We start from the raw sequence: 21,388 nt of genomic DNA on the forward strand, positions 1-21,388 counted from the left end.
GATGCCGCGGAGCACCGTGCCTGGGGCGCGCCAGAATGACGGATCCGTCGTTGATGCTGGATGAGGAGTTCCTGCGGGAAGGTTCCGTCCGATCCGCGGCAGGCGACGCCGCCTTCGGTCGCAGCGGACGCGGATCAATCCGCTCTATCTGGGCCCGGAACGGTGCATCAGGCGCCGGATCCCCGAAAGCTCGAAACCGACAATGCGCATCTTCACCTGGATTGGCCGCGTCACGGAAACCCTCGTCGTGGGCGGCGTAACCGGCACCGTTGCCCTGACCAGCCGCCTCCTCGATGGGACCATCAGGCTCGTTGGCCGATCCTCCGAGCGCCTGGATGCGAAGCTCGGCGCTCTTGCACAGGCTTCGGAGGAGCGCCGTCGCCGGCAGGGACGGCGCCCGCTCGATCCGATCACCCTGCGATAGGCGGACGCCCTACAGGCCCGGGCCCTTGGCGGCGCCGAGGATGCGGCCGGGGCGTCCCTCCGCGGTGCCCTGGACCAGGATCACCCAGCTGTCGGCCTCGGCAATCTCCGCCAGATTGCAGGGCACGTCGAAGTGCGTCGGCTGGCCGGTCCAGGGACCGAGGCGCTGCATGCCGCGCACGACGTTGACGTAGGTCGCCGTCCGGCCGCCATTCTCACCACCTTGGATGGCGATGGCCCGGCTGCGCAGCACCGGCACCAGCCAGACATCGCCGCGCGCCTCGGTTCGGACCTCCGGAGCGGCGCCGACTTCGACGGTGATCCGGTCACCGTGCATCTCGCCGCGGACCGGAATCGGCAGCCCGCCGCGCTGCGTCGCCTCGCGCATCAAACGTTCGAGGGCCTGACGGTCGGAACCCACCGCGAAGCCACTGCCGTCGACCACGACCTGCGGCGTGAACACCTGCCGGGCGCCGCGCGCACGGGCATAGGCACGCTGGCGCTCAGTCAGGGGCCGCAACGCCAGGGTGTCCTTCCAACCGAGGTAGTCCCAGTAGGTCACCGGCAGGGTAAGCGCGACCACGCCAGGCTGGTGGGATAGGTCGCGGATGACCGGATCGGCACCCCGGCAGGCGCCGCAGCCCTGGCTGGTGAACAGCTCCACCACGGCGCGAACCGGCTCCGCCCGCGCCTGCGCCGCAGCCGAGACCGCGCAGAGCAGCGCGGCGGCGCTGAGCGCGCGGATTTCGCCGGTCCGGGTACGGGCGCGGGGCCGATGCGTCATCGGACCATCAGAGCGGTTGGGACGCCGGGTGGGAAATCACGTTGGCTTGAGAATCTTCTACCATCGGTTGCGTCTGAATGGGGGTATTTCTCACTTTAGGCAACATGTCCGGACGCCAGCGTCTATGCATCCACAGCCATTGGCCCGGATGCTCGCGCACCCAGCCGTCCACCACCGCGGTCATCGCCTGCATGGCGCCGGCGACATCGATCACCCCGTCGGCGTTGCGCGGCAGGTCGAGCGGCGGCGTCAGTTCCAGCCTGAACCGGCCCTTCGGCAGGCGGACGACGCGGACGCCGTGCACCGGACAATCGTAGTGCCGGGCGAGCTTGGCGAGGAGCGGGTTTGCCAGGCACGGTCGACCCATGAAGTCGACCACGACGCCGCGGGTGAAATGCTGGTCGATCAACTGCCCGAGATGGCCGCCATTCTCGACCACGTCGCGTAGGGCGAAGACGGCGCCAGGGGTCGAGGCCGCCAGTCCGCCCATGGAACGGCGGCGGACTTCCTGCACGAGGCGGGCGGCGGCCGGGTTGTTCGGCGGTCGGAACACCGCGGTCGCGTCCAGGCCGAACCGGGCCGCGCAGATCGCCGGGAGTTCCCAGTTCCCGAGATGCGCGGAGAAGATCAGCCCCGGCTGGCCATCGTCACGCAAGGTGGCGAAGTGATCGATCCCCGCGACTTCCGTGCGCATCGGGCCGGAGGCGTCGGGATCGAAGTCGAATAGCGTATCGAGATGGGCGTACTCGGCGCCGGTCCGCCCGAGGTTGTCCCAGGCCTCCAGGGCGATCCGCCTCCGCTCGGCCTCCGACATGTCCGGGAAAGCCGCGCGCAGATTCGCCATGGCGGTGCGATGGGCCGGCAGCAGCGGCCCGACATTGCGCAGGAGTGCGGCGCCGAGCGCCGTCGACCGATCCGGCCCGAGGGTCCGGGCCAGCCAGACCAGGGCGCGGATCAGCGGGATCATGGCGAAACCCGCCAGCCGCGGGAAGGATCGTCGAAGGATGAGGGCGAGGCGCAGCACGTTGGATTCCCGGGCACGATGCGGGCAGGCCCGGCAATTCGCGTGAAAGGCGAAGCTTAACCGATCTCTCCCGCAGTGCGATAGCGCATCGTCCCGATGGGCTGCGGTCGGCTCTCGGAACCCGGCAAGGCAGGGTTCAGAGGCTGACCAGGATCTTCCCGAAGACCTTGCGGGATTCGAGCCGCTCAAGCCCCTGCGCGAAGTCGCCGAGCGGGTAGACCGTATCCACCACCGGGCGAATGCCCTGGGACATCTTGTCGAGGGCCTGCCCGATATTCGTCAGCGAGCAGCCGAACGAGCCGGTGATCCGATATTGCTGCTGGAACAGCTGCATCAGGTTCATGGTCGCCGAGACGCCCGAGGTCGAGCCGCAGGTCACCAGCCGCCCGCCGCGCTTCAGGCAGAGCAGCGAGCCGTTCCAGGTATCGGCGCCGACATGCTCGAACACCACGTCGACGCCCTTGCGCTTGGTCAGGCGCCGGACCTCGCCCTCGAACCGCTCAGTCCGATAGTTGACGACGTGGTCGGCGCCGAGTTCGGCCGCCTTGCGGCCCTTCTCGTCGTCGCCGACCGTCGTGTAGACGGTGCAGCCGATCGCCTTGGCCATGCGGATCGCCGCGGTGCCGATGCCGGAGCCGCCGGCATGGACCAGCACGCTCTCGCCGGGCTCCAGCCGGGCATTGTCGAACAGCATGTGCTGGACGGTGCCGAAGGCGATGCCGGCGCAGGCCGCGTCGGTGTCGCTGATCCCGTCCGGCACCTTCACCACCAGGCGAGCCGGCATGTTGACCAGTTCGCGGGCGAAGCCGTCGATGTGGAAGCCCATCACGCCGGACACGTCTTCGCAGAGGTTGTCGCGGCCGTCGCGGCAGGCGCGGCACTGCCCGCAGGTCATCGCCCCATAGGGCACGACCCGATCACCGGGGGCCATGGTGGCGACGTCGGCGCCCACCGCCTCGACCATGCCCGCCGCCTCGGCGCCGACGATCAGCGGCATCTTGCGCTTGGCGAACGCCATGCCGCGAAAGCCCCAGACGTCGATGAAGTTGAGGCCGACCGCGCGGATGCGGATCTGGACCTCGCCCGGACCCGGGGCGGCGGGGGCCTCGACCTCGGTCAGGCGCAGGTCGCGGTCGCCGAATAGCTGAAGGGCTTTCATCGTGATCGTGTCGTCCTCGGCGCGCTTCAGAAGCCGCACGTTTGATTAGGGTTCGGCGCGATGGGGAACGCCCGGGATTGCGGCCATATTGAGCGCCAACTGGGTGCCATCCGGTTCGGCGAGATGCCCGATCCGGCGGCCGATCTGGCTGTTCGGCGGAGTGAACAGCTTACACCGGATGACCGAGCCGTGCCGAAGGCCTGCTGCGGCGAGATCGATGATCGGGACATCGCTCGGCCAGTGGCTGTCGGCGCCGGTGGTTATCATGGCGGCGACGACCTGCCCGTGCGCGCTGTTGAAGCTGCCGTTCGAGAGGACCACGACCGGGCGCGGCTTGCGAACCGGCACGTCGATGAAGGGAAAGAGCGCGGTCAGGACATCGTAGCGCTCAAAGTCCATCGTAGGCGGCCGCGTCTTCGGGGCTGTTCCACTCGGTCAGCGTCGCGCTCAGGGGCAACAGGTAAGGATCGGTTCGCGGCGCTTCGCGCTCGACGGTGATCGTCGCGCCTCGGCGCGTCTGCAGATGCCGCCACGTCGCCGCCTCGGGATCGTCCGGGCTGATGGCGTCGGTCGGCTGTCCGGTCGCACCGTCCCGCACCATACGGAACCGCATCGGCTGCCCCTCGATCCGCAGGACGATCGGCTCGTCGGGTGACAAGCTGCGGATCGCGCGGGCCAGTTCGGGATCGCCTTCGATATGGCGCGCCCGAAGCACCTCGTCGCGCAGGATCATGGTCGCCATCGGAACACCTCCGGCCCAGAGGTAGCCAGCGCTGCCCGGGGGATCAACAAGGCCTATTCCGGCGCCAGGTAGCGCCGCCGCGCCCAACCCAGGACGCGGCCGGCCTTGACCCGGCACCACGTGGTGCGGCTCGGCGTGTCGTTGGTGCAGCCGAACACCAGGGCGCGGGTGCGGATCTCGCCGACCTGCTCGGACGCGGCATCCGGCTCGGCGCGGATCGAGAGGGGCTCGCCGGGGGGCAGCCCGGAGATCCGGTAGACTTCCGGTTCGGCGCAGGCGCCGCCCGGGACGAGGGGCGCCACGAAGCAGAAGCCGGCGAGGACGATGAGGCGGGCGCGCATCGGCAGGTCGCTCAAGCAGGGCGCATGTGAGAGTGAATTCCGGTCTCGGGACTTATCACGGCGGCCGCTATCGCCGTGAGCCTGCGGGGGAGATACGCGATCACACAAGAAATCAGGCGCGGTGGACGCCCATCATCGCGGTGAGCCCGCCATCGACGGGCAGCACCGCCCCGGTGATGTAGGCCGCGGCATCGCCCATCAGAAAGGCGGCCAGCGCAGCGACATCCTCGGGCTGGGCGAACCGGCCGGCGGGGATCTGGCGCTCCATCCCGGCCCGGTGGGCGGCGTAGCGGGCCATCATGGCGGTGTCGACGAAGCCCGGGGCGATGACGTTGACCGTGACGCCGCGCTTGGCGGTCTCGATCGCGAGGGTCCGACAATAGGCGATCAGCGCGCCCTTGGTCGCCGCGTAGGCGGCGTTGCCGGCATTGCCGCGGAGCGCCGCCACGGAGCCGATCGCGATGATGCGGCCCGCGCGCGCCTGGGTCATCGGGCGGACCAGCGCCTTGGCGAGGCGGGTCAGGGCGAAGAAATTGACCTGCATTGCCGCCTCGGCCCGGTCCTGATCGAACATCGCCGCGAGCGCGTCGGAGGGCTGTCCGGCATTGTGGACGAACCCGTGATAGGCGGTCGCCTCGGCCCTGTCGCAGAAGGCGTCGAGGGCGGCCTTGTCGGCGAGGTCCAGGGCATGCCCGGTGAAGGGGCGATCCGGATACGCTGCGCGCAGTTCGGCCAACATGGCCTCGGCGGCGTCGGCCGAGGAGCGATAAGTGAAGTCGACGGCGTAGCCCGCGCCGGCCAGCGCCCGCACGATCGCCGCGCCGACTCCCGAGGCGCCACCTGTGATGAGGACGCGGCGCGCGTCAGCCTCGGCGCTCACGCCGGCTCCGCCCCGAACACCAGGCAGGTGTTCTGGCCGCCGAACCCGAAGGAATTCGACAGCACGGTCCGGACCGGCAAGTCCCGGGCGGTCTCGACCACGTCGAGGCCGATCGCGGGGTCCGGCACCCGGTGGTTGATGGTCGGCGGGATGCGTCCGTGGCGGATCGTCAGCAGCGAGACCGCCGCCTCGATGGCGCCGGCCGCCGTCAGCGTGTGGCCGATCATCGACTTGTTGGAGGTCACAGGCAGGGACGGCGCGCGGTCGCCAAATACGGCGGCGAGGCCAAACGCCTCCATCTTGTCGTTCTCGGGGGTCGAGGTGCCGTGGGCGTTCACCGTGTCGATCGCCTCGGGTCCGAGCCCGGCATCGTCCAGGCTGGCCCGGATCGCCGCGATGACCGGCGCCCCGTCGGGGCTTGAGCGGGTGCGGTGGAAGCCGTCGCCCTTCTCGCCGCAGCCCAGCACGTAGCCGAGGATTTTTGCACCCCGACCGACCGCGGCCTCGGCATCCTCCAGGACAAGGGCGGCCGCGCCCTCGCCCATCACGAAGCCGTCCCGGTCCTTCGAGAACGGCTTCGAGGCCTCTTCCGGCACGTCGTTGCGGGTGGAGAGCGCCGAGAGCAGCGAGAACCGGATCAGCGATTCCGGATTCACGGAGCCATCGGTGCCGATGCAGAGTGCCGCCGCGGTCTCGCCCCGGCGGATCGCCTCGACGCCGAGCTGGATCGCGGTGGCGCCCGACGAGCAGGCGGTGGAGAGCGAGATCGGCGAGCCCTTGGTCCCGAACCGTTCGGCGATGCGGTCGGCCACGGTGCCGAAGATGAACAGGTCGTGCCAGGCATCGAAGCGCCGGGTCGCCGCGGCCCGGAGCAGGCCGGCATAATCGACGTCGCCGTCGCCGCCCGCCGCCTCGGCCAAGGCCTGGCGCTGCGGCCATTCCATCTCCACCGGCGGGACCGCGATGAACAGCGCCCCAGGGAAATCGCCCTTCGTTCCGATGCCGGCCTGCGCTACCGCCTCCTCGGCGGCCTCCGCGGCGAAGCGCTCGGACAGGAGCGGCGCAATCAGCGGCTCGGTATCCAGAAAATCGACGGTGCCGGCGATGCGCGTGCGCAGGCCTTCGGTGGAGAACCGCCCGATGGCGTGGATGCCGGAGCGGCCGGCACTCATGGCCGCAAAGGTGTCGGCCTGGCCCTGTCCGAGGGAGGAGACGACGCCGAGGCCCGTCACCGCGATCAGCGGCCGGCCCCGGGCGTCGCGATGGGATCGCGCGCTCATGGCGCGTCTGTACGGGATTTTTTGGTGGCGTACACCCACCGCACGATCAGGTTGACTAGTCCCCGTTGCGTGCCCCGAACGCCTTGATCGCCCCGAACAGCACCCGCGCCCCGGCCTCGATATCCGGCACGCTCGCGAACTCGGCGCGGTTGTGGCTGATGCCGCCCCGGCAGCGCACGAACACCATGGCAATCGGGGCGATGGCAGCCACCGCCATGCCATCATGGCCGGCACCGCTCGGCAGGGCCAAGACGGGCAGGCCTTCGGCGGCAATGGCGTTGCGGATCAGCTCGGTCAGGCCGGGATCGCAAGGCACTGCCGCGGCCTGGTGCGTCGGTTCGATGCCGAGATCCAGCCGGCGGCTTTCCGCGATCCCCGTGCACGCCGCCCGGATGTCGGCGAGCGCGGCGAGGCGCTGGGCATCGTCGGGCGCACGCAGATCGAGGGAGAAGCGCACCGCGCCGGGAATCGTGTTCCCCACCCCGGGATCGACCTGCATTCGGCCGACGGTGCCGACCAGATGCGCCTCGCCGCGGCAGCGCGCCTCGATGGCGAGCACGCATTCCGCGGCGCCCGCCAGGGCATCGCGCCGCTCGCTCATGGCGACAGTGCCGGCATGGCCGGCCTCGCCGGTGAGGGTGAGGTCCAGGCGGCTGGCCCCGGAGATCGCCGTGACGACCCCCACCGGCAGGCCGGCCTTTTCGAGCATCGGCCCCTGCTCGATATGGAGTTCAAGGTAGCCCAGGATCTCATCCGGCCGGCGCGCTGCAGTGGCGGTCGCGGTGGGATCGAGCCCGTAAGCCCGCATCGCGGCCGCGACCGTGATCCCGTCCGCATCGGTCGCGCGAAGCGCCGCCGGGTCGAGACGGCCGGCGAAGGCGTTGCTCCCGGTGAGCGTGGCGGCAAAGCGCACACCCTCCTCGTCCGAAAAAGCCACCACCTCCAGGGCGTGCGGCAGGCGGACCCCATCGCGCGCCAGCGCCTCGACGCAGGCGATCCCGGTGATCACGCCGAGGGGTCCGTCGTAGCGGCCGGCGTTGCGTACCGTGTCGAGATGCGACCCGACGATCAGCGCCGGGCCGCCGGGCTCCGGCCCCTCCAGGCGGCCGATCAGGTTGCCGACGGCGTCGTGCCGCACGCTCAGGCCGGCCTCGCGCATCCAGCCGGCCACCAGGGCTTCGGCCCGCGCCTGCTCGGGGGTCAGGTAGAAGCGCGTGATCGCGCCCGGCTCGGCAGTGATCGCCGCCAGCGCGTCGAGGCGCTCCTGGATGCGCGGGGCGAAGATCATCGCGCGGGTTCTGCCGTCCGTGGGGCGTTGGCGAGGCGGAGCACCGTCTGCAGCAGGACGTCGGCGCCGGCGGCGCAATCGCCGGGCGTGGCGGATTCCGATTCGTTGTGGCTCACGCCGTCCTTGCACGGCACGAAGATCATCGCGGTCGGCACCTTGGCCGCGAGGTTGCAGGCGTCGTGCCCGGCCCCCGAGATGATCCGGCGCCGCGGATGCCCGAGGCTCTCGGCCGCCTCGTCGACCGCGGCGACGATGGCCGGATCGAACGGCACCGGCTCCTTGCGCCAGATCCGGGTGAGCGCGATCTCCAGCCGGCGCCGCTCGGCGATCTCGGTGGCGGCCTCGTGCAGGCTTGCCTCCAGGGCGTCGAGCGTCGACGAGCGGGGATCGCGCACGTCGACCGTGAAGGCGACGCGGCCCGGCACGACGTTGCGGGACGGCGCCAGGATCTGGGCCTCGCCGATCGTGGCAACCGCCGAGGGGGCGTGCGCCAGGGCGATCCGCTCGGCCGCGAGGGCGAACTCGGACAGAACCAGCAGCGCGTCCCGGCGCCGCGGCATCGGCGTCGTGCCGGCATGGCTCTCGAAGCCGGTGATCAGGCCGTCGAACCACATGATGCCCTGGCCGCCCTCGACCACCCCGATGGTCTTGCCCTCGGCCTCCAGGATCGGGCCCTGCTCGATATGCAGCTCGAGGAAGGCGCCGATCGTGCGCGCGCCCACGGCTTCGTCGCCGCGATAGCCGATCGCGTCGAGGGCTTCGGCCACGGTGATCCCGGCGCCGTCGCGCTTGGCCAGGATCTCGTCCGTGGTGAACTCGCCCGCGTAGGCGGCCGAGGCCATCATGGCGGGGGCGAAGCGCGAGCCTTCCTCGTTGGTCCAGTTGATCACCATCAGGGGCGTCTCGGTCTCGATGCCTGCATCGTTCAGGCTGCGCATCACTTCGAGCCCGGCCAGGACCCCGAGCACGCCGTCGAACTTGCCGCCGGTCGGCTGCGTATCGAGATGCGAACCGAACGCGATCGGCGCCCGGTTCATGTCGCGCCCCGGCCGCACGGCGTACTGGGTGCCGAGCGCGTCGACCGAGACCGTGAGCCCCGCGGCCTCGCAGGCCTCCCGGAACCAGTCGCGGACGCGGCCGTCCTCAGCCGACAGAGTCAGCCGGTTAATGCCGCCGGCCGGCGTGCCGCCGAACGCGGCCGTCTCCAGGATCGTGGCCCAGAGGCGGGCGCCGTTGGCGCGCAGGTTGTCGGTCTTGCTCGGGTTGGTTTCGGCCATGGCGGGTCCTCTCACGGCGCGGTGCCGTGCGACAAGCGTCGCGATCACGGTTATCGGGCGACGCGCCGGCCCGGAGCAACGGTGATGCCAGCCGGCCGGGTCAGACCGGCAGCCGCCGCACCGGGTTGGCGCGCAGCAGCCCTTCGCCGTCGACCTGCAGCGCGCTGGCGATCTCGCCCAGGGCGTTCGCTTCGATGCCGCTGATCCCGTCCTGATCGGCCACGTCGGCGGCGATCAGGAAGACGTTCTCGCGCTGGCTCACCGGCCGCTCGACGATGGACGCGACATGGCGCAGATTCTCGGCGCGGCCGAGGCGGGTGCGCGCCCGAGCGATGCCCTCGTACAGTTCCGTCTCCAGCATCAGCGCGTCGTAGCCCTTCTCCAGGACCGGATCGGCGCGCAGGCCGTGCAAGGCCGCGTCGAACTCTTCGCTCGCCACCTCGCCGTCGGCCACGATGACGTTGGCGGCGGCCGAGACTGCGGCGAGCATCAGGGCCTTGTCGCCGGCATAAGCCGTCACGGTGCGGCCGACACGGCCGAAAATGTCGCTGATAAAGCTCATGCCGAAAATTCGAGGCTGTCCGCCGGAGCGGGAGGGATAGCAGACCGCGGGGCGGAAGGAAGGTGCCTGGGAGCACCCGGTCAACGCGCCGCGGGTTCGGGGTTCGGGGCGGGATTTTGAATGCACCGCGATCCAGAAATCCTCCGGCAACATGCGTATGTGAGGGATATGTTCAACCGCGTCCCCAGCGCGGTCCGATGGATCCCAGGCCCGCTATCCCCCCCCTCAGGCGGGCCCGGTTCCAGCTCAACGCCGTCGGGACGGTGCGCGGGTGGCCACAACCGCGTCTGCCGCTCCGACGGCGGTCTCTTTTACGGCGGTCTCCTGGGCGAGATGGTCCACCACCGCCGAAAGCGCCTCGCGTTCCCGGGCGCCGCGCTTGCGCGCCGCCGCGAAGACCGCGACCTGACGGTCGGCGCTCGACCCTTCCGACACGATGATCCGGGCCCGCGTGCAGGTCTTAACGCAGTCGAGAGCCTCGGCATCCTCCGCCGTCTCGGCGAGAAGGGTCTCGACCATCTCGGCCATGGGCAGCGCCTGCGCCCGGGCCTCGTCGATCAGCGTGGCCTGGACGCCGTCACGCTCCGCGCGCCACAGGTTCTCCCGGATGAAGCCCCGGGACGCGGCGGTCATCCCGGCATTGAGGGTCTGGTCCCGGACAACCCGGCGCACCAGGCACCGGAATAGGGAAGCGATGCAGAGGGCGTCGTCCAGGCGCGTGCAGCTGTCGGCCACGCGCAATTCCAGCGTCGGGTATTTCAGCGATGGGCGCAGCTGCCACCAGAGGAAGCTCGCATCCGCGATGGCGCCGCTCCGGGTCATCACGTCCACGTAGTGGGCATAGACGGCCGGGTCGGCGAAAAGCTCGGGCAGGCCGGTGCGCGGCAGCTCGGCGTAGGCGCGGGTCCGGTAGCCGGCCATGCCGGTCCGTTCGCCCTGCCAGAACGGCGACGAGGTCGAGAGCGCCAGCAGCACCGGCAGAAACGGCAGCAGCCGCCCCATCAGGTCGATACGGGCGTCGGGATCCGGCACTTCGACATGGACGTGCAGCCCGCAGACGAGGTTGCGCTGCCCGACCATGCGCAGGTCGGTCATGATGCCGTGGTAGCGTGCCTTGTCGGTGGCGCTCTGGTCGCGCCATCGTGCGGTCGGATGCGTCCCGGCGGCGAAGGGCAGGATACCGCGCTCGGCACCGATCTCGGACAAGCGGCGGCGCAGGTCCGCCAGATGCGCCCGCGCTTCGGCGCTGTCTGCGGTCGGGGGCGATGCGATCTCGATCTGGCACTGGAGCTGCTCGCGCTCGGCCGTATCGAGCCGGGCCTTCACGGTGGCGTGGAACGCTTTCAGCCGGGCGCGCGGCGAGCCGCGGGTGCGGGCATCGGCCAGAAAGAATTCTTCCTCGATCCCGAATCGGTAGGCGTGGGCCATCCGCGCTCCTCGCCGTCTCTTGCCCGAAGGCCGGCCTCTCGGCCGCGTTCCGGGTCGAGGGCGCTTCGCGAGATCCGTGCCGAATCGCGTCGCGACCGGGCGCGGATCTGGCTTTTCAGTCCGGAGCCGCGCGCTCCGAAGAAGACCTCAGCGCCAGAATGGCTTGACGTCGAGCAGTTCGGCCCGTGCCTCCGCGGCCGCGATCAGCAGCTCCCGGGTGCCCTCGTCGTCCGGACCGGGCATCGGTGGGCCGCCCAGGCTCTCCATCATCGATCGCGCCGTCTCGAGGTCGTTCAGCGTGCCCAGGTGATCCTGCAGATCCGAGAGCGAAGCGCCGAACTTGTCCTGACGGCGACGAGCCTTCTTCTTGGTGTACAGCCCGGCGAAGAATTCTGCGCCGTAGCGAAGCTTCTTCGCCGCGATCCGCGCCCGGTGGCGGGTATGCGGATCGAGTTTCTTCAGGCCGCGGCCGCGCTTCTTCAGGCGCTCGCGGGCGCGATCCAAGACCTGCGCCGCGAAGGCGGGACCATCTTCGGCGGCGGCATCCTGAGCCGCCCAGGCCCCGGCTTCGACCCAGCCGGCGAAGTCGATGATCAGCCCGCGCCATTGCGGGCTTTCCAGGATCGCCAGCACCGCGTCGTAGGCTTTCGCGCGCTCGGCCTCGGCCAGTTCGCGAACGGCGGTGAGGTCGGCGTCGTCCGGGCGGTCCTTGACGAGGTTCGGCAGGGTCTGCCCGAGGAACACGTCGAGGTTGCGGGCGTGGCCGAAGGGTTCGGTGACGCGCTTGATCTCGTCGCCGAAGCTGACCGCCCGCGGATCCGCGTCCAGGATCGGAGCGAACAGCGACAGCGCCGAGCGCAGCCGCCGCAGCGACACGCGCATCTGGTGCAGCGCCTCCGGCGCATGGCTCGCCAGGAACACGGTTTCGTTGAGGTGCAGATGGCGCAGGCAGGCAAGGGCCACCAGGCCGAAGACGTCTCCGGCGCTCGCGCCCTCGGGCAGCTCGATCGGCTCGGCTTTGACCACCGATGGTCCGGTCCCGTCCACCAGGGCGTAGCCGCGGGCACTCTTGGCGGTCGCGCTCAAGCGCAGCGGCACGGTCTCGGCGAGCGTCTGCGCCAGGGCGAACAGGTCGGCGGCCGTGCCCTCCGCGAGTTCCAGCTCAAGCTCGCAGAACGGCGTATCGCCGGCCGGGCTCTCGACCCGTCCCTCGTCGAGGGTGACGAGGATCCGCGATGCGCCCTGTTCCACCGGGACCACCCGGCGCGTGATCACGGTGGAGAACAGCTTTTCCAGGGGCGCGCCCGCCTTGCGCAGAACCTTGTCCGCCGCCGTTTCGGCCCAGGCCGCCGGATCCGGCGACTCGCCCGCGATCTCGGTCTCCCACTCGGCCCGGTCGAACAGGCCGATTCCGCCCTTGCCGGCCTTCACGGTCTGGATGTGCCGACCGCCCTGGGCTCGGACCCGCAGGGTCAGCCCGGCCGCGCGCAAATCCTGATTCGGTGTGTCGTAATAGGTGGTGACGAGGAGTTCGGGCTTGGAGCTGTCCGCTCCCTGAAGCCGCGGGTGTGCCGCGAGTGCCGTCAGATCGGGGCCCGCGCAGTCGAGCTTCAGCTCGATCTCACGGGGGGCTGCCACGGCGTGGCTATCGGTCTCGCTCATGCTCTCCTCTTCAGAAACGTCCGGTTCATAACTCGGCTGGGCGCCCGCCGGGTTGCATCCGAGCGTCTTGAAAGACGGTCTAGGGCCGATCCCCGCGGCGATGCAATCGGGACTGGCTCTAAGTCCTTGATACAACCCGCACGGTTGCCGCCGAACCGATCGCGACTGCGACGGCGCACGCCCCAGGACGCCGCAATCGGAAGCGACAGGAACGCAAGACCTTGTCGACACGTCATACGGCGGCAGCCGACTGGCCCGTAGCCTGCGTAAAGAGTCGCGTCACATTTCCACTTTCCCAATCCGGGATGCCGTGGCAAGACCGATTGTCCACAATTCATCTGCCTCCTGCGCCCCGGCCCCGACCGCTCGGCGGCGATCCGCACGACGCCGTGCCAGCGAGACGGAATCCCTAGCTGAGAATGCGGTGCGCCCAGCGTGGACGGTTGCGCCGCGGAGATCGTCGGGTCGGTGGCTCCCTTGAAGACACTTCTGGTCGGTGTGATCGGGCATGTGGACCATGGCAAGACGGCCTTGGTCCGGGCGCTCACGGGAGTCGAGACCGACAGGCTTAAGGAGGAGCGGGACCGCGGCGTCTCGATCGTCCCGGGGTTCGCGCTGCTGACCTCCGAGCAGGGTGAGATCGATCTGGTCGACCTGCCCGGCCACGAGCGCTTCGTCCGCGCCATGATTTCCGGCGCCACCGGCATGCGCGCCGTCCTGCTGGCGGTCGACGCCAACGAAGGCATCAAGCCGCAGACGGTCGAGCACCTCGAGATCGCACGGCTGATCGGCGTCCGCCGCGGCGTGCTGGCGCTGACCAAGGCGGATCTGGCAACGCCCGAAACGATCGCCGCGCGCGCCGCCGAGATCACCGCCGCCGCGTCGCGCGCCGGGATCGCCGCGGGGCCGGTGATCGCCACCTCCACGCTCACCGGCGCCGGTGTCCCGGATCTCGCGCGCGCTCTCTCCGCGTTGCTGGCCGATGCGGAACCCGGAACCGACGACGGCTTCCCGTACCTGCCGGTGGACCGGGTCTTCACCCGGCCGGGTTTCGGCACGGTGGTCACCGGGACCCTGCGGCGCGGTCCGCTGGCGGTCGGCGACACCCTGGAGATCGTCCCCGGCGGCCGCAGCGCGGTGGTGCGCAGCCTGCAGATCCACGGCCGCCCGGTCGCGCGCGCCGAGCCGGGACGCCGGACCGCCGTGGCCCTGCGCGGCGTCGGCCTCGACGAGATCGCCCGCGGCGACGCGCTCACGGGACCCGGCTTGTTGGCGCCGTCGCAATGGCTCGATGTCGTGCTGACCGCAGCGGCCAGCGCCGGGTCCCCCCTGGCCGGCGGCAGCGCCTGCCGGCTGCTGTTCGGCACCACCGAGGTCGAGGCTCGCCTGCGTCTGCTCGATCGCGATGTCCTGGAACCGGGCGCGACCGCGCCGGCACAGTTGCACCTCGCCGAGCCGGTCACTGTGCCCGCCCGCGAGCCCTTCGTGCTCCGGCTCGACTCCCCGGCCGAGACCGTGGCCGGCGGCCGCGTCCTCGACCCGGTCAGCCGCCGCAGGCGGCGGCACGATGCACGCGTGCTGGCCGACTTCATCGCCTTGACGAGCGGGAGGCCGACGGACGCCATGGCGGTCCGCCTGTCGCAGGCCGCTGCAGCCGGGGCGACGCTGCCGGATCTCGCCCGCGCGGCCGGCACCGGAACCGAGCGCGCCCAGCAGATGCTCGCCGCCTCCGGCGCCCGCGAGATCGGCGACCGCTATATCGGCGCCCCGGCCTTCGCGGCGCTGCGCACCGGCGCCCTGGCGGCGCTGACCGCGCATCACCGCGACAACCCGATGGAGCACGGCATCGCGGTGGAGCGTCTGGCCAAGCTGCTGTCGCTGCCGGAAGCCCTGACCGGCCTGGTCCTGCGCGACCTCGCGGGCACGGGCGGCACGGTCCAGACCGGCGCGCTCTGGCGCCGGTCCGATTTCGATCCGGCCCGCAACGAGAGCGAGACCGCGCGCAAGCTCGAGCAGTTGTTTCGCCGGGCCGGCCTCACCCCTCCCGACGAGGCCGAGGCGGTCGGCCGCGACGTCCGCCGACGCGAAGCACTGACCTATTTGGTGGGCGCCGGCACGGTGATCCGCGCGATCGACCGGGTGCAGCGCCGGGCGGTGCTGTTCCACCGCGAGGCCGTGGCGGTCGCCCGGACGCGCCTCGCGGAAGCCTTCCCCAACGCCACCACGCCGGAGACAGGCTTTCTGGCCCGGGAGGCCGGTGCCGCGTTGGGGATCTCGCGCAAATTCTCGATCCCGCTCCTGGAGCATCTCGACGCCGTCGGCTTCAGCCGCCGGACCGGGGACCGCCGGGTGATCGTGGCGCTGGAAGGCGCCAGACACTGAGTGTCCGGCACCGCTCGCGCCGGAGCTAGAAGCCCTCGCCCAGCCAATCGTCGGTGCCGGGCTCGTAGCAGGTATAGCCGATCAGGCAGTTCGAGTTGTCGCGGGTCGGTCGGAAGGCCCGCCGGGCGATCTCGGTGACTTCGCAGAACGACCGGTCCCGAACGAAGCGGTCATAGGTCTGGCCACCGGTCCCGAGGACCAGGGCGCCGCTTGTCTGAATCAGCCTCACCGTCTGCTGGCAGGTCATCGCGGTGCTCGACGGGCGCGTCTGCGCGACGGCGGGCGCCGCGATCACCATGAGAGCCGTGGCGATCCGGAAGTTCATCTGTGTGCCTGGTTCGAAGCGATCGTGTCGGAGGACAACGCCGCCGGGGCGGGGATCCTCGCTGTGTCGGTTCGACACGGATACACGCACGCCAAGCGATCCGGTCCGGGCGGATCGTCCCGCAATCACCCAGCGCTCCGATCCGAAAAAATCACTCCTCGAACGCCTCGACATGCACGGTGCCCGGAACCTGGCGGCGGGCGGCCTCCTCGATCCGGGCGAGCTGCGCCTCCGCCCGTCCGCAGGGGAAGCCGTAGCGCGCGCGCACCTTCTCGCTGGCGCTGCCGAGCGCGAGGCGGGTCAGCGCCAGAAACTCGTCGAGCGCGTAATCCTGGCCGACGGCGAGGTGGTCCTTGATCACCAGGGTCGGCGAGTAGCAGGCGTCGCGGCTGCCATCGGGCCAGCGGATGTGGAAGCGCATCTCAGGCATCGCCGGGGATCCGTGTGGTGTTCCAGGCGGCCGACCCCGTGGCGATCGTCGCGACCGGCGCGGGTCCGGGAACCAGGGACGCATAGGTCGTCAGGTGGCGAGCAGCGCAGGCATCCCAGGCATGCGACCGGGCAACGTCCAGGCCTCCGGCCCGCAGGCGGACGCGCCGGGCCGGATCCAGGCTGGTCTCCATGGCGGCGGCGATCACCTCGGGATCGTCAGGTTCGACCGAGAGAGCCTCGCCGGGGGCGAGGTACTCGGTGAACGGCGGCCGCGCCGAGACGATGACCGGCGTGCCGCAGGCCATTGCCTCCAGCACGCACAGACCATAGCCCTCGTTCAGTGACGGGAAGACCAGGGTGTCGGCGATCCGGTAGAGACCCGGCATGTCGCCTTGCGCCATCGGCCCGGTCCGAATCACGGGCTTGCCCGGGCCGACCTCAAGGCCCTCGCGCTCCAGGGCGGCACAGCATCGGGCTTCGTAGCCGGCGTGGTCGAGGAGCGAGGCACCGCCGGCCACGATCAGCTGTGCCGTAGGGATATGCCGGCGCAGGCGCGCGAAGGCTTCGATGATAGTCAGCGTGTTCTTGCGCGCCTCGAAGCCGCCGACGCTCAGGTAGACCGGTCCGGTGCCGAGCCCCAGGCGCACGCGCAGTTCCGCATCGCCGGGTTCCGGCTCCGGCGTGTAGACGGATCCGTCGACGCCGTTGCCGACGACATCGGCCTGCGCCCCATATTCCGCCGCGAGGGTCGCGGCCCAAGTCCGGCTGACGCAGAGCAGCCGCCCGGCATCCACGATCGCCCGCTCCTGCCACTGGCGGAGTTGCGGGTCGGTCAGCGTGTCGATGTGGTGGACCGTACGGACGAAGCTCGGGATCAGGCGACGGCGCGTCAGGGTCGCCAGCGCGTTGCCGCTGATGCTGCAATGGGCATGGAAGATGTCGAAGTCGCAGGCGGCCGGCGTCGAGAAATGCGACAGGTAATCGGCGATCCGGGACCGGACCAGCGCTACGGTCGGTTCATTGACCGGCTTGGCCGCTACCGAGACCACCGGGCAGCGCGCATCGCGGAAGAAGCCGCGGCCAGTTGGGTCCGGCGCATGCACCACCGCCTCGTGCCCGAGGTTGCACAGGGCTTCACCGAGCGCCAGGGCATGGACCACGCCGCCACGGGGATTGGTCGAGTGCGTGAGGATCGCGATGCGCAAGCGGTCGACCATGGGACGGCTCACCGAGGCCCGTAGCCGGTCGGAACTTCGCATGTGAAGTCCCGGACCAGGATCCCCGCCGCCCGCTCGGTGATCCGCGCCGCCCGGGTCGCATCGATCATGCCGAAAACTGCGCTGCCGCGCCGCCTGCGCAATAAAACGTCGGTTTTGTATCTGCCGCGATCGCCGACGCGCGTCCGCCTGATCTGAGCCACGGCGTCGCGTACCGGAACGGGTCTCCCGCCGCATCATTGCCGCCGAGATACCCGGACGTTGAAAGCGTTGTCGCTGAAGCTGTTGGAGAACCCGAGCCGTGCGTAACATCCTGATCGCCGCCGCTCTGGCCACGCTGTGCACAGGTTCGGCAGGCGCCGCCGACAACCCGCAGCTCGGTAAGCCCGCGAGCGACGCGATACCGCCGGTCGAGCTGACCGTTACCCTTCAGGACGGCAAGCCGGTCTGCGCGCCGGCGGATCTGCGCCTGCCGGCCAACACCGACGTGGTTCTGCAGGTCGTCAGCCAGGCCAACGTTCCGGTGACGATCACGGCGGCAGGCCAGTTCGAGCAGGGCCACCTGCTGCACGCCGACGGCGACCTCGTGCACGTGATGAGCGAGAAGGGCTACACGGTGAAAGCCAATGGCCACGGGACACTCAAGCTGCGTACCCTCGATGCCGGGGAGCACAGCTACGCCTGCACCGCTAATAACAGGCGCGACGCACCGTTCGTCGGCAAGTTGGTCCTGTCGCCGCCGGCCGGCTGATCCGGGCATCGTTGCTGGATTCGCCAGGTGGTTCCGGCCGCGCGGCGTCCCAGACTTAATTTTGTGTTACGAATTCAGTTCGACTTCAACACGCGCGCGGAACCGCTCTTTTCAGGCCCCTGTGTCAGATTGTATCTATCGTCGACGAGCGGCGGAGCAATCGGTCCTGTGTCCCAGAATTCGACATCCGTCAGTCCCGCCAGGCCGCGCCGCAAGCGGCTGCGCGATGTCTTGATGGTGTGCAGCCTGCTGCTGGTGCCTACCGCGGTGCTCGCCTACACGGATTTGCTGCCTGATTCCCTGGATCTCCTCGGCATCGACCTGAACGACAGCCCGGACTTGCCGCACGTCGCCCGTCAGATCGCCATCGGTGCGCCGCTCAAGATCGTGGCCTTTGGCTCGTCCTCCACGGAGGGAATCGGCGCGTCGAGCCCAGCCTATTCCTACCCGGCGCGCCTTCAGGTTGATTTGCGCAAGAAGCTGCACGGTTTAGATGTGGCCGTGATCAACCGCGGCATCGGCGGCGAGCATGTGGACGACATGCTGAAGCGCTTGGACCGCGACGTGATCGCGGCCGAGCCGCAACTCGTCATCTGGCAGACCGGCAGCAACGATCCGCTGCGCGGTGTCTCGATCGAGCATTTTCACGAGGCCACTGCCGCCGCCATCCGGCGGATCCGCGAGGCCGGTATCGACGTGGTGCTGATGGAGCCGCAATGGTGCCCGAAGCTCGATTCGACGCCGGGCTCGTCGCGGTTCCGCGATGCGGTGCGGGCGATCGGCGACGAGCTCGACGTGCCGGTGATTCGCCGGGCCGACCTGATGCATGGTTGGGTTCGTGAAGGAAAACTGACGGCCAAGCAGCTCTTCGCTTCGGACGGCCTGCACATGGCCGATGGCGGCTACGCCCTGCTGGCCCAGGCCGCAGCCGAATCGATCCTGCACGATGCCGGCACGGTGCAGACCGCCGAGGCGGTCGCCGAGTAGCCTGCGGCTGGACGCGGCCGGCAAAGCTCCCCATCTCGGCCGGACCGAGATCGGAGCCCCATCGTGAGCCAGGACGCCTTCAGGTACGACGACAGGGGCTCCGTGCCCCAGATGCACGCCACCACGATCCTCATGGTCCGCAAGGGCGGCCGCGTCGTCGTCGGCGGCGACGGGCAGGTCAGCCTCGGCCAGACCATCGTGAAGGGCAATGCCCGCAAGGTCCGCCGCCTGGCCAAGGGCGCGGTGATCGGCGGCTTCGCGGGCGCCACTGCCGACGCCTTTACGCTGTTCGAGCGGCTCGAAGCCAAGCTGGAGCAGTATCCCGGCCAGCTCACCCGGGCGTGCGTCGAGCTGACCAAGGATTGGCGCACCGACCGCTACCTGCGCCGCCTCGAGGCGATGATGGTGGTGGCCGACCGCGAGGTCAGCCTGCTGCTGTCGGGCTCGGGCGACGTGCTGGAGCCGGAGAGCGGCGTGATGGCGATCGGCTCTGGCGGCAACTATGCCCTGGCAGCCGCCCGCGCCCTCGAGGACGGCGACCTCGACGCGGAGGCGATCGTGCGCAAGGCCATGGCGATCGCCGCCGAGATCTGCGTCTACACCAACGGCAATCTCGTCATCGAGGCGCTCGATCAGGCTTAGCCTGCATCTGCCAGTCTTGAGCGCATCTGTCGCCCGCGGTTCGAGATTGATCGGCCCCGAGCGATGATTAACGCCACATTGAACAATCTTGCCTAGTCTCAGACCAATAAACGCTTGGCCTGGACCTAAAATGAAAATCGGCGGGAAACTCCTGGCCTTTGTGGGCGCCTGCAGTCTCACGACATTGGTTGTGGCGGGTGTGAGCGTCGCCACGCTTCGGAGCTTCGAGCAGGCTCTGACGCAGGTCGAGGGCGCATCGACCCGCGCCCTCGACGCCGCGAACTTCAATCGCCTCGCCGCCGAGGTGACGATGGATTCGCGCGGGGTCTACGCCGCCGCCGACACGTCCGACGCGGCGAAATATGCCGCGGGCGTCCGCAAGGGCCTCGCCGACATGGACGCGCTCCGTGCGGCCTGGGCGCCCCTGGTGACCGAGGACGAGCGGCCGCTCTTCGACGCGATGGCGCGTCACGCCGATGCCTATCGGACGATGCGGACTGCCATCGCCAAAGCGGGCGAAACGATAAGCCCCCGCGCTGCAGCCGATCTCGGCTTCAACGACGTGAATCGGGCCAACCGCAAGGCATTCCAGGCCAGCATCGACGCGCTGGTGAGCCACGGCCGCACCGAGATGGCCACGATCAGAGCCGAAACCCAGGATCTCTTCCAGGCCCGCATGCGCCTGCTGCTGGCGCTCGCCCTGTTGGGCACCCTCGCTTGCGGGGCCCTCGGTCTCCTGGTGGGGCAGCGCCAGATCGCCCGGCCGCTGCGGGCTGTCTCCGAGGCGATCCAGCGCCTCTCCCGGGGCGATCTGACGCTTCCGGCCGTCAAGGCCGGCCGTGACGAGATCGGGGCGATCTGGGCAAGCATGACGGTCTTTGCCGGGACGATGCGAGAGGCTGAAGACCTGCGACTGGAGCGCGAGCGCACGGGTGCGGAGGCAGCGACCCTGAAGCGTGCCGAAATGATCGGGCTCGCCGACCAGTTCGAGGGCAGCATCGGCGGCTTGGTCGGTCACCTTGCCAATGCCGCCACCGGCATGGAGCGGGCCGCCGCCGCGATGGCCGGCAATGCCGAGCGCTCCGATCAGCAATCCAGGGCCGTGACCCGCGCCGCTGAGACCACCGCGCACAATGTCGAGGCGGTGGCGGCCGCCACCGAAGAGCTCGCCGCGACAGCCAGCGAGATCGGCGTCCAGGTGACGCAGACTTCGGAGGCAGCGGCGAGCGCCGTGGAAGCGACCAGGCGGACCCGCGCCAGCGTCCAGGCGCTCGCCCGCAGCGCCGACGGCATCGGGCAGGTGGTGTCGCTGATCTCGACCATCGCGGGACAGACCAATCTGCTCGCCCTCAACGCCACGATCGAGGCGGCGCGCGCCGGCGAGGCCGGACGTGGCTTCGCGGTGGTCGCAACTGAGGTGAAGGCGCTGGCGACCCAGACGGGCCGGGCCACGGACGAGATTGCCGGGCAGATCGCCGCGATGCGCGCCGCGACCCATGAAGCGGTCACCGCCATCGAGGCGATTGGCGGCACGATCGAGCAGGTCCACGGCATCGCGATCGGCGTTGCCGCGGCCGTGGAGCAGCAGCAGGTCGCCACCCAGGAGATCGCCCGGAGCGTCGCCGAGGCGGCGAGCGGCACCCGCGCGGTGACCGAGACGATGTCGCAGGTGCTCGACGCCGCGCATGAGACCGGAGCCAGCGCCGACCAGGTCCTCGACGCCGCAGCCGACATCGCCCGACGCTCCGACGGGCTGGGCAGCGAGGTCGCGGGCTTCGTGGCGCAGGTGCGAGCGGCCTGAC

Annotated in this window: 23 protein-coding genes; 7 read left to right on the forward strand and 16 right to left on the reverse strand. The window is 70.1% G+C overall.

The features are described 5' to 3' along the window. The first annotated feature begins 202 nt into the window (after window positions 1–202). Window positions 203–424, forward strand: coding sequence for a hypothetical protein (locus MKL11_RS24430; RefSeq protein ID WP_243948040.1), 222 nt, complete (start codon window positions 203–205; stop codon window positions 422–424). 9 nt (window positions 425–433) lie between these two features. Here MKL11_RS24430 and MKL11_RS24435 read toward each other — a convergent pair whose 3' ends face one another. The 13 genes from MKL11_RS24435 to MKL11_RS24495 form a co-directional block, all read right to left on the reverse strand. Beyond that, a complete protein-coding gene (locus MKL11_RS24435) occupies window positions 434–1,207 on the reverse strand; it encodes a DUF1223 domain-containing protein (protein ID WP_243948041.1) in 774 nt (257 codons plus the stop codon). A 7-nt stretch (window positions 1,208–1,214) separates the two neighbouring features. Next, window positions 1,215–2,231, reverse strand: coding sequence for a lipid A biosynthesis lauroyl acyltransferase (locus MKL11_RS24440; protein ID WP_243948042.1), 1,017 nt, complete (start codon window positions 2,229–2,231; stop codon window positions 1,215–1,217). Between the two features lie 136 nt (window positions 2,232–2,367). Then, on the reverse strand, window positions 2,368–3,390 hold the full coding sequence (locus MKL11_RS24445) for a zinc-binding dehydrogenase (protein WP_243948043.1): 1,023 nt from the start codon (window positions 3,388–3,390) through the stop codon (window positions 2,368–2,370). A gap of 45 nt (window positions 3,391–3,435) precedes the next feature. Beyond that, complete coding sequence (locus MKL11_RS24450; protein WP_243948044.1) at window positions 3,436–3,789, reverse strand: type II toxin-antitoxin system PemK/MazF family toxin; 354 nt, start codon at window positions 3,787–3,789, stop codon at window positions 3,436–3,438. Then, window positions 3,779–4,132 (reverse strand): hypothetical protein, encoded by a 354-nt coding sequence (locus MKL11_RS24455; protein ID WP_243948045.1) that lies wholly within the window; start codon window positions 4,130–4,132, stop codon window positions 3,779–3,781. Before MKL11_RS24455 ends, MKL11_RS24450 begins: the two co-directional genes overlap by 11 nt. A 53-nt stretch (window positions 4,133–4,185) precedes the next feature. Next, window positions 4,186–4,473, reverse strand: coding sequence for an SH3 domain-containing protein (locus tag MKL11_RS24460; protein ID WP_243948046.1), 288 nt, complete (start codon window positions 4,471–4,473; stop codon window positions 4,186–4,188). A 112-nt stretch (window positions 4,474–4,585) separates the two neighbouring features. Next, window positions 4,586–5,353: an SDR family NAD(P)-dependent oxidoreductase gene (locus tag MKL11_RS24465; protein ID WP_243948048.1), complete on the reverse strand. Its 768-nt coding sequence runs from the start codon at window positions 5,351–5,353 to the stop codon at window positions 4,586–4,588. Beyond that, window positions 5,350–6,633, reverse strand: coding sequence for a beta-ketoacyl-ACP synthase (locus MKL11_RS24470; RefSeq protein ID WP_243948050.1), 1,284 nt, complete (start codon window positions 6,631–6,633; stop codon window positions 5,350–5,352). Before MKL11_RS24470 ends, MKL11_RS24465 begins: the two co-directional genes overlap by 4 nt. A gap of 55 nt (window positions 6,634–6,688) precedes the next feature. Next, window positions 6,689–7,921, reverse strand: coding sequence for an allantoate amidohydrolase (locus MKL11_RS24475; protein ID WP_243948052.1), 1,233 nt, complete (start codon window positions 7,919–7,921; stop codon window positions 6,689–6,691). After that, window positions 7,918–9,198 carry a Zn-dependent hydrolase gene (locus MKL11_RS24480; protein WP_243948053.1) on the reverse strand — a complete coding sequence of 427 codons (1,281 nt, stop codon included), beginning with the start codon at window positions 9,196–9,198 and terminating at the stop codon, window positions 7,918–7,920. The genes MKL11_RS24475 and MKL11_RS24480 overlap by 4 nt, the downstream gene beginning before the upstream one ends. Window positions 9,199–9,298: 100 nt before the next feature. After that, window positions 9,299–9,760, reverse strand: coding sequence for a tellurite resistance TerB family protein (locus MKL11_RS24485; RefSeq protein WP_243948056.1), 462 nt, complete (start codon window positions 9,758–9,760; stop codon window positions 9,299–9,301). A 246-nt stretch (window positions 9,761–10,006) separates the two neighbouring features. Then, window positions 10,007–11,188 (reverse strand): carboxylate-amine ligase, encoded by a 1,182-nt coding sequence (locus MKL11_RS24490; protein ID WP_243948057.1) that lies wholly within the window; start codon window positions 11,186–11,188, stop codon window positions 10,007–10,009. A 147-nt stretch (window positions 11,189–11,335) separates the two neighbouring features. Further along, window positions 11,336–12,850 (reverse strand): CYTH and CHAD domain-containing protein, encoded by a 1,515-nt coding sequence (locus MKL11_RS24495; protein ID WP_243948060.1) that lies wholly within the window; start codon window positions 12,848–12,850, stop codon window positions 11,336–11,338. A 435-nt stretch (window positions 12,851–13,285) separates the two neighbouring features. Between MKL11_RS24495 and selB the strand changes: the two genes are divergently transcribed. After that, window positions 13,286–15,232 carry a selenocysteine-specific translation elongation factor gene (gene selB / locus MKL11_RS24500; protein ID WP_243948062.1) on the forward strand — a complete coding sequence of 649 codons (1,947 nt, stop codon included), beginning with the start codon at window positions 13,286–13,288 and terminating at the stop codon, window positions 15,230–15,232. A gap of 25 nt (window positions 15,233–15,257) precedes the next feature. Here selB and MKL11_RS24505 read toward each other — a convergent pair whose 3' ends face one another. From MKL11_RS24505 to MKL11_RS24515, 3 genes are all read right to left on the reverse strand, one after another. Further along, window positions 15,258–15,557 (reverse strand): hypothetical protein, encoded by a 300-nt coding sequence (locus MKL11_RS24505; protein ID WP_243948065.1) that lies wholly within the window; start codon window positions 15,555–15,557, stop codon window positions 15,258–15,260. Between the two features lie 151 nt (window positions 15,558–15,708). Then, the gene (locus MKL11_RS24510; protein ID WP_243948067.1) at window positions 15,709–15,987 is read right to left on the reverse strand and encodes an MSMEG_0570 family nitrogen starvation response protein; all 279 of its coding nucleotides are present in this window, start codon (window positions 15,985–15,987) and stop codon (window positions 15,709–15,711) included. Further along, window positions 15,980–17,206: an MSMEG_0565 family glycosyltransferase gene (locus MKL11_RS24515; protein ID WP_243948069.1), complete on the reverse strand. Its 1,227-nt coding sequence runs from the start codon at window positions 17,204–17,206 to the stop codon at window positions 15,980–15,982. Before MKL11_RS24515 ends, MKL11_RS24510 begins: the two co-directional genes overlap by 8 nt. 42 nt (window positions 17,207–17,248) lie before the next feature. Between MKL11_RS24515 and MKL11_RS24520 the strand changes: the two genes are divergently transcribed. The 5 genes from MKL11_RS24520 to MKL11_RS24540 all read left to right on the forward strand — a co-directional run bounded on the left by MKL11_RS24520 (window position 17,249) and on the right by MKL11_RS24540 (window position 21,387). Continuing rightward, the gene (locus MKL11_RS24520) at window positions 17,249–17,404 is read left to right on the forward strand and encodes a hypothetical protein (protein WP_243948071.1); all 156 of its coding nucleotides are present in this window, start codon (window positions 17,249–17,251) and stop codon (window positions 17,402–17,404) included. Between the two features lie 103 nt (window positions 17,405–17,507). Next, window positions 17,508–17,957, forward strand: a complete 450-nt coding sequence (locus MKL11_RS24525; protein ID WP_243948073.1) for a cupredoxin domain-containing protein — start codon at window positions 17,508–17,510, stop codon at window positions 17,955–17,957. 234 nt (window positions 17,958–18,191) lie between these two features. Continuing rightward, complete coding sequence (locus MKL11_RS24530; RefSeq protein ID WP_243948124.1) at window positions 18,192–18,944, forward strand: SGNH/GDSL hydrolase family protein; 753 nt, start codon at window positions 18,192–18,194, stop codon at window positions 18,942–18,944. Window positions 18,945–19,055: 111 nt separating this feature from the next. Then, window positions 19,056–19,586 carry an ATP-dependent protease subunit HslV gene (gene hslV, locus MKL11_RS24535; protein ID WP_243948126.1) on the forward strand — a complete coding sequence of 177 codons (531 nt, stop codon included), beginning with the start codon at window positions 19,056–19,058 and terminating at the stop codon, window positions 19,584–19,586. A 130-nt stretch (window positions 19,587–19,716) separates the two neighbouring features. After that, window positions 19,717–21,387, forward strand: a complete 1,671-nt coding sequence (locus MKL11_RS24540) for a methyl-accepting chemotaxis protein (RefSeq protein ID WP_243948075.1) — start codon at window positions 19,717–19,719, stop codon at window positions 21,385–21,387. The last annotated feature ends 1 nt before the right edge of the window (window position 21,388 follow it).

The organism is Methylobacterium sp. J-077, assembly GCF_022829365.1.
Taxonomy (GTDB): domain Bacteria; phylum Pseudomonadota; class Alphaproteobacteria; order Rhizobiales; family Beijerinckiaceae; genus Methylobacterium.